Source organism: Pseudomonas antarctica, assembly GCF_900624995.1.
GTDB classification, from domain to species: Bacteria; Pseudomonadota; Gammaproteobacteria; order Pseudomonadales; family Pseudomonadaceae; genus Aquipseudomonas; species Aquipseudomonas antarctica.
Genome location: NZ_UYXQ01000043.1, coordinates 22,980 through 30,092 on the forward strand (window position 1 = coordinate 22,980; position 7,113 = coordinate 30,092).

Annotated in this window: 5 protein-coding genes and 1 pseudogene; 5 read left to right on the top strand and 1 reads right to left on the bottom strand. The window is 59.7% G+C overall.

Translation table 11 applies throughout. The annotated features are described in order from the left end of the window. Positions 1 to 51 precede the first annotated feature (51 nt). A complete protein-coding gene (gene lldD, locus E0F99_RS18730) occupies positions 52 to 1,182 on the top strand; it encodes an FMN-dependent L-lactate dehydrogenase LldD (protein WP_083357607.1) in 1,131 nt (376 codons plus the stop codon). A gap of 164 nt (positions 1,183 to 1,346) precedes the next feature. On the opposite strand, the gene E0F99_RS18735 is transcribed toward lldD, so the two are convergent. Continuing rightward, entirely contained in the window at positions 1,347 to 3,242 is a 1,896-nt protein-coding gene (locus tag E0F99_RS18735) for a sigma-54-dependent Fis family transcriptional regulator (protein ID WP_083357606.1), read from the bottom strand. 255 nt (positions 3,243 to 3,497) lie between these two features. Between E0F99_RS18735 and E0F99_RS18740 the strand changes: the two genes are divergently transcribed. The 4 genes and pseudogenes from E0F99_RS18740 to E0F99_RS18755 form a co-directional block, all read left to right on the top strand. Continuing rightward, entirely contained in the window at positions 3,498 to 4,430 is a 933-nt protein-coding gene (locus E0F99_RS18740) for a transporter (protein WP_083357605.1), read from the top strand. 54 nt (positions 4,431 to 4,484) lie between these two features. Continuing rightward, entirely contained in the window at positions 4,485 to 6,581 is a 2,097-nt protein-coding gene (locus E0F99_RS18745) for a PQQ-dependent dehydrogenase, methanol/ethanol family (protein WP_083357604.1), read from the top strand. A gap of 119 nt (positions 6,582 to 6,700) precedes the next feature. Further along, the gene (pqqA, locus tag E0F99_RS18750; RefSeq protein ID WP_003243383.1) at positions 6,701 to 6,772 is read left to right on the top strand and encodes a pyrroloquinoline quinone precursor peptide PqqA; all 72 of its coding nucleotides are present in this window, start codon (positions 6,701 to 6,703) and stop codon (positions 6,770 to 6,772) included. 117 nt (positions 6,773 to 6,889) lie between these two features. Beyond that, positions 6,890 to 7,033: pseudogene (locus E0F99_RS18755) on the top strand (pyrroloquinoline quinone biosynthesis protein PqqB); the annotation flags it as partial. Between the last annotated feature and the right edge of the window lie 80 nt (positions 7,034 to 7,113).

Genomic DNA, 7,113 nt, shown 5'->3' on the forward strand with positions numbered 1-7,113 from the left:
GCCAGCTTTTTGCTTATCGTGGAGCAACCTTGCTCTGTGGAGAACCCGTTCATGATCATCTCGTCCGCCTCCGACTACCGTGCCGCCGCCAAGCGCAAGCTGCCGCGCTTTCTGTTCGATTACATCGACGGTGGCGCGTACGCCGAGCACACGCTGCGTGCCAACAGTTCGGACCTGGCCGAGATCAGCCTGCGCCAGCGCGTCCTGCGCAATGTCGACAACCTGAGCCTGAAAACCACCCTGTTCGGCCAGGAACTGGCCATGCCGGTGATCCTCAGCCCGGTCGGCCTGACCGGCATGTACGCGCGGCGCGGTGAAGTGCAGGCCGCCAAGGCGGCGGCGAACAAGGGCATCCCGTTCTGCCTGTCGACGGTGTCGGTGTGTTCGATTGAAGAAGTGGCGTCGCAAAGCCCGCAGTCGATCTGGTTCCAGCTGTATGTGCTCAAGGACCGCGGTTTTATGCGCAACGCCCTGGAACGGGCGCAGGCCGCCGGGGTGACCACGCTGGTGTTCACCGTCGACATGCCCACGCCGGGTGCGCGTTACCGCGATGCGCACTCGGGCATGTCCGGGCCGTTCGCGGCTTCGCGACGCATGCTGCAGGCCATCACCAAGCCGCAATGGGCCTTCGATGTAGGGTTAATGGGCCGCCCGCACGACCTCGGCAATATCTCCAAGTACCTTGGCAAGCCGACCCACCTGGAAGATTACATCGGCTGGCTGGCGAACAATTTCGACCCCTCGATCAGTTGGAAAGACCTGGAGTGGATCCGCGAGTTCTGGAAAGGCCCGATGATCATCAAAGGCATTCTCGACCCCCAGGACGCCAAGGATGCCGTGAGTTTCGGCGCCGACGGTATCGTCGTTTCCAACCACGGCGGCCGCCAGTTGGACGGCGTGCTGTCCACCGCCAAAGCCCTGCCACCGATTGCCGAGGTGGTGGGCGATGACCTCACGGTGCTGGTGGACTCCGGCATTCGCTCCGGGCTCGACGTGGTGCGCATGCTTGCCCTGGGTGCCAAGGGCTGCCTGCTGGGCCGCGCCAACGCCTATGCACTGGCTGCCGATGGCCAGCGCGGGGTGGAGAACCTGCTGGATATTTTCGCTAAGGAAATGCGCGTGGCCATGACCTTGACCGGCGTCACCTCAATCGAGCAGATCGACGCCAGCACCTTGGTTTAACCCTGCTGTTCGACGATGCCGCGCGCCTTGAGCTTGCAAGGTATTTAGAGAATCCGGGGCGATTCAACCCTGCCCAACGACCAACTGGCTGACAAGCGCTTTCGAGTTGCTTCAACAGCGGTAAGGTATGAGAGGAAAACCTACGGCGGTGCAACGCAGCGTCCTCAGTTTTCCTCAAGTCCCTTTAACTTCCGGTAGAGGGTTGCTCGCCCGATCCCCAGGCTGCGCGCAGCCGCCGAAAGGTTGCCACCGCTCGCTGCCACGGCCGTCTTGATTGCAAGCAGTTTTGCGGCCTGCAGTGTATGTGCTGCCTGTGGCGCCGAGTCTGTCATTGAGGCTGAGTCGGCGACCTTTTCAATGATTTCAAGAACGTCTTCCGACAGATGCTCCAGGCCGATCTCACCGCCATCCTCGGCCAACACGACAGCCAGGCGGAGCGTCTGGTAGAGCTGACGGACATTGCCCGGCCAGCGGTAATTCAACAGCGCTTGCAGCGCCGCGTCACTCAGCGTGAGCGGCTGGCGCGTGGCGCTTTCGGCGCGCAGCAGATGCTGAATCAGCTCCACCAAGTCCTGACGCTCGCGCAGCGCCGGTAGCGTCACACGCAGGCCGTTTATACGGTAGTAGAGGTCTTCGCGAAAGCCGTGGCTGGCGCTGAGCTGCTTGAGGTCTCGGTGAGTGGCGCAGATAAGCGCGCAATCCACGTGAATCACTTGGCTGCTGCCCAAGCGGGTAAAGCTGCGCTCCTGCAACACCCGCAGCAGACGACCTTGCAGCTCCATCGGCATGTCGCCGATCTCGTCGAGGAAGAGGGTGCCTTGGTGCGCCTGTTCAACTTTGCCGATCGCGCCACCTTTGCGGCTGCCGGTAAAGGCACCTTCGACGTGGCCGAACAGTTCCGACTCGATCAGGCTGGCCGGAATAGACGAGCAGTTGATAGCCACGAAGGCTTCTCCGGCGCGGCTGCTACCTTCGTGCAACAGGCGGGCGAAAACCTCTTTACCCGTGCCGGTCTCGCCGTTGATCAGCACGGGAATATCCCGGGCGAAGGCCTGGCGAGCGCGGGCAAGGGCACTCTGCAGCGCTGGGTCCTGCAAATACGGCGCTGCTTGCGGCAGTAGCGGCGGTTTGGCGATAGGCGCAGGCAAAGGTTCCTGCCTCAACGCCCGCTCCGTTTTAAGAACGGGGCCTAGGGTAATGCACGCGTGCAGTTCGCCACCGTGATGCGTGCGCAGCCGGAGCGGTGCACTGAGATCGTGGCGGCGGTAGCAGGCGGCGTGAGCGAAGGGCATGTCGAACAGCTCAGCAAAATCCAGACCGACCGGAACCTCGCTTAACTGCAACAGCTGACCAGCAGCGCGGTTAGCGCAGCGCAGCTTACCGGCCTGGTCGAAACCCATCAGGCCTTCCAACGGGGTGCCGAGAATATCCATCCGCAGGTGCAAGTGCACCAGCAGTAAGTCGCTGAGCTGGCTAAACATACGATTTTCAATCGCACTGGCGGTTAGCAACAAGGACTCCCGCGCGTTAATCAAGGGCGCGCGGTGTTTGCTGCTCGCGTCCAGCACCCCGACGATGGCGCCGTCCGGGCCGAAAATCGGCGTGGCAAAACAGCAAAAGTCGCGCGCTTCCTCCAGGTAGTGTTCCCCGCCCACGAAGAGCACGGAGTCACGCTCGGTCAGAGCGCAACTCGGCGCGGTGGTACCGACGTTTTGCTCGGAAATCTGCGCGCCAACCCGAAACACCTGATTCAACTCTTGGTTGTCTGAGCTGCGGCTGCCCAGGCTGTTGAGCACCACACCTTGCAAGTCGAGGCAGACTAGCACCCAGTCCTTGCGTGACAGGGAGGCGTGTAGTTGCTCCATCTCGGGCGTGGCACAGGTCAGCAACAGGCGATTGCTTTCGATAATTTGGGCACGGCTGGCGACTACAGGCGCATTCAGACGGTCGCGATGACTCAGACCGTAGCTTTGCGAACGTTCCCAGGACCTCTCGACCATCAACGAGTCGACGAAATACTTGCGCGCGGGGGGGACTGCGGAGTCGGTGATGTTATGCATGAAATGCGCCTCGCAAGCTAATGTCTCAAAATAGGCCAGTCCGCCCCTGTTGCGATGTCTCATTTTGAGTCAGTCGTACAGGTGGGGCAGTCATACGCTTTCCTCGAAAAATATTATCCCTATAATAATCATCCACCTAAAGATATTTTTTTAGAACTCAAAAGTGGCACAGGCTCTGCTTAATGACTTGCTGTGAGGTCGGATAAGCACCCGTCACTACGTTCTAACATAAACAAAAACAATAAAGGTGATGTTATGAAAATGAGCTCAGAGCTGGCTCTGCGCCGTCCCATCTGCCCGTCAACCCGACGCGGCATGGTGCATCTGTTGCAAGCTGCGTTGTTCGGCTTGCTAGGTAGCCTATCCTACGGCGCTTCAGCTGTGGACGTGGATGCCGGCGATTACACCGCATTTCCCGAAGGCACCAACCTGGGCATGCTCTACGGCCAACATGCCGAACGCAACTCACTGTATGCAAACGGCCACAAAGCGCCAATCGACGCTGGTCTGAATTCCAATATCGGCATTGTGCGTGGCGTGCACTTCACCAAGATTGGCGATTACATCGTCGACCCACAGTTCCTCCTCCCATTCGGCAACGTGCAAGCTAAGGACGATGTCAAAGATTTGGGCAGCGCCAGCGGCACCGGCGACTTGACCCTGGCCGCCACCGTCTGGCTGATAAATGAACCTGACAAGCGGCGTTACTTCGGCATCACGCCGTTCCTATATATACCCATCGGCAGCTATGACAACAACCACGCGATCAACCTCGGTGAGAACCGCTGGAAGTTCGCCCTGCAGGCTGGATACATCACCGGGCTGAGCGACAAGCTGACCCTCGACCTGATCGGCGACGTGACGCTCTTCGGCAACAACAATGACTACGGCGCCCAGAGCGTCACGCAGAAACAGAACGCGCTGTATCAAGGCCAAGCATTCCTTCGCTACAACTTCACCGACAAGTTTGATGTGCGTGTTGGGGTATCGAAGTTTTGGGGCGGTGAAAGCAATATCGACAGCCAGGACATGCACGACAAACCTAATACCAGCAAATACACAGTAGGCGCGGCGTACTTCGTTACCCCTAGCACCCAACTGATGGTCAATTACGGCCGTGACATGGCAGTTGAAAACGGCTTCAAGGAGGACAGCCGCATCAACTTGCGGATCCTTCAAATATTCTAGTGCTACTTGCCAGCAAAGGTCTCATTCCAATTACAAGACAGGAGTCCTGCGTTTATGAATACGCAGTCTGCATCGCAACTATTCGCGGGCTTAGCTCTCGCCCTGATGATGCCATTGGCCGTCGCGACCCAGGTCGACGAGGCCGCCATTATCGCCAGCAAGAAAGACGGCAGCCAATGGCTCAGCAATGGCCGAACCTATGAAGAACAACGCTTCAGCCCACTGGACCAGATCACTGAACAAAACGCCGACAAGCTCGGTCTGGCCTGGTCTCTGGACCTTGATAACCACCGTGGTCTGGAGGCAACGCCGCTGTTCGTCGACGGCGTGCTCTTCGCCTCGCTGTCATGGAGCCGCGCGATTGCCGTCGATGCGCGCACCGGCAAAACACTCTGGAGCTTCGACCCGCAGGTTGCCCGCGACAAGGCCCGTGATGCTTGCTGCGACGCGGTAAACCGCGGCGTGGCGTTGTGGAACGGCAAGGTGTTTATAGGCACGCTGGACGGCCGACTCATCGCCCTTGACGCCAAAACCGGCAAGCAAGTCTGGAGTCAGCAGACCACTGACATCAGCAAGCCATACACCATCACCGGCGCGCCGCGCGTGGTGAAAGGCAAGGTGATCATTGGTAACGGCGGCGCCGAGTACGGCGTGCGCGGCTACTTCTCCGCCTACGACGCCGAGACCGGCAAAATGGCTTGGCGCTTCTACACGGTGCCCGGCGACCCAAGCAAGCCATACGAAAACCCGGAGTTGGTTGAAGCCGCTAAGACCTGGAAGGGCGACCAGTACTGGAAGTTCGGCGGCGGCGGTACCGCGTGGGACAGCATGGCCTACGACCCGGAAATGAACCTGCTGTACGTCGGCACCGGTAACGGCTCTCCGTGGAACCGCGAGCTGCGCAGCCCGGGCGGCGGCGACAACCTGTACCTGTCCTCGATCCTCGCCATCAACCCGGAGACCGGGCGACTGGCGTGGCACTATCAAGTGACACCGGGCGACTCCTGGGACTTCACTGCCACGCAGCAGATCACCTTGGCAACCCTGGAAATTGCCGGTAAACCGCGCAAGGTACTCATGCAGGCGCCAAAAAACGGGTTCTTCTATGTGCTCGACCGCCAGACCGGCGAACTGCTCTCTGCCGAGAAGTTCGGCAAGGTCACCTGGGCCGAGAAAGTCGATCTGGCCAGCGGCAAGCCGGTAGAGGTACCCGGTTCGCGTTACGAGAAAGAGACAATTGTGATGTGGCCGAGCCCCTTTGGCGCACACAACTGGCACTCAATGTCGTTCAACCCGCAAACCGGTTTGGTCTATTTCCCTTACCAGGAGATTCCCGGCGTCTATCGCAACGAAGGCAAAAACTTCGTCAAGCGCAACGCCTTCAACACCGGCGCTGCGTTCTATGACACCACGGAGATTCCTCGCGAGGCCGTCTCCGGTGCGCTGGTGGCGTGGGACCCCGTCAAACAGAAAGAAGCCTGGCGCGTTCCGTACACCCACTATTGGAATGGCGGCACCCTGACCACTGCCGGCAACCTGGTGTTTCAGGGCACCGCGGACGGTGACCTCATTGCTTACTCTGCTGACAAAGGGAAGAGGCTCTGGTCGTTCGCCGCACAGACCGGCATCGTCGCCGCGCCAATGACCTACAGCCTTGACGGTGAACAGTACGTCGCATTGATGGCTGGCTGGGGTGGTGTAGCCCCGCTTATCGGTGGCGATGCTTCCTTGGCACCCGGGGTCGGCAACATCAGCCGTCTGTTGGTCTTCAAACTCAACGGCAAGGCCGCCCTCCCACCGCTGCCAGAGAAAGTGGCAACTGCGGTAACACGCATACCCGGACCGGTCCAAGCGTCTGCTGCGGATATCACCGCCGGCAAGCAGCTATACGGCACTTACTGCACCGTATGCCACGGTGTGGGCGTGGTCAGCGGCGGTTTGATACCGGACCTGCGCAAGTCGGACGACGCGCGCCGCGCCATGTTCCAGCAGATCGTCCTCGATGGCGTGCTGCGTCCTCTGGGCATGCCCTCCTTCAAGGACAGCCTGAAACCGGCAGATGTCCAAAAGATCAAGGACTACGTCATTAGCCAGGAATACGCCGCGTACCTGAAGTCGCAAGAACCAGCAGCGGCCAAAGCCACACCGTAATGACGGCACGGTAACGCGTTGACGGCGAGTTAGCATGACCGAGACTCGCCGTCATGTACGGTAAGAATGTGCACTAAACATTTGAAGCTAGTCACTCCAACGTAATAAGGAACTCAATCATGTGGACCAAACCTGCTTACACCGATCTGCGTATCGGCTTTGAAGTCACCATGTACTTCGCCAACCGTTGACGCTCCGCGTGGCGCTACGCTTCCTCGAGCGACGCGCCACGTTATTTTTGGCCCGTTAACACGGGCCTTTTTTTGCCCCGGTCGCGCGCCAGCGAGGGTTGCCTACAGGAACCGACCATGTTCATCCGGATTCTTGGCTCAGCCGCAGGCGGCGGCTGTCCTTAGTGGAGCTGCAACTGCCGCCATTGCCGCGGCGTGCGCGAGGGCACCTTGCACGCGCAGCCACGTCCCCAGTCTTGCATCGCGCTTTCCGACGATGGTGTGCACAGGACTCATCCATCACGCCTGGACAGTTTGCCGCAGAACTACCCTTGGATCGACCCCCCCTGCTGCGCCTAGTT

What these genes read in the sequence shown, in the direction of transcription:
- lldD (WP_083357607.1), top strand. Translation starts at nt 52, where the DNA reads ATGATCATCTCGTCCGCCTCCGACTACCGTGCCGCCGCCAAGCGCAAG.
- E0F99_RS18735 (WP_083357606.1), bottom strand. Translation starts at nt 3,242, where the DNA reads ATGCATAACATCACCGACTCCGCAGTCCCCCCCGCGCGCAAGTATTTC.
- E0F99_RS18740 (WP_083357605.1), top strand. Translation starts at nt 3,498, where the DNA reads ATGAAAATGAGCTCAGAGCTGGCTCTGCGCCGTCCCATCTGCCCGTCA.
- E0F99_RS18745 (WP_083357604.1), top strand. Translation starts at nt 4,485, where the DNA reads ATGAATACGCAGTCTGCATCGCAACTATTCGCGGGCTTAGCTCTCGCC.